The organism is Streptomyces sp. DH12 (assembly GCF_020873895.1).
In the GTDB taxonomy this organism is placed as follows: Bacteria; Actinomycetota; Actinomycetes; order Streptomycetales; family Streptomycetaceae; genus Streptomyces.
Genome location: NZ_JAHWGT010001241.1, coordinates 1 through 433 on the forward strand (window position 1 = coordinate 1; position 433 = coordinate 433).

A 433-nucleotide genomic window follows, 5' to 3' on the forward strand; every position below is an offset into this window, starting at 1 on the left:
GCAGATGGGTGTGCAGGTCGACCAGGCCCGGCAGCAGCACCTTGCCGCCGGCCTCGACGACCTCGGCGCCCTCGGCGGACAGCCCGCTGCCCACCTCGGCGACGGTCCCGCCGTCGATCAGCACGTCCTGCGGCTCGCCGCCGAGCACCTTCGCACCACGGATCAGGGTCTTGCTCATCGTTCTCAGTTCTCCTCGGCGGTACGGGCGGGGGCGGCGGGCGTGCCGGCGGTCTGGAACTCGGCTCCGCCGAGCAGCAGGTACAGGACGGCCATCCGGATGGAGACGCCGTTGGTGACCTGTTCGACGACGGTGCAGCGGTCGGAGTCGGCGACCTCGGCGGTGATCTCCATGCCGCGGACCATCGGGCCGGGGTGCATCACGATCGCGTGCCCCGGCATCCGCGCCATGCGGTCGCCGTCGAGGCCGTAGCGG

The 433-nt window shown here is 72.3% G+C and carries 2 pseudogenes; both read right to left on the bottom strand.

Annotated elements, in window-relative coordinates:
• Positions 1-178 (bottom strand): annotated as a pseudogene (locus LPA54_RS39450) (dihydroorotase); the annotation flags it as partial.
• 5 nt (positions 179-183) lie between these two features.
• Positions 184-433 (bottom strand): annotated as a pseudogene (locus tag LPA54_RS39455) (aspartate carbamoyltransferase); the annotation flags it as partial.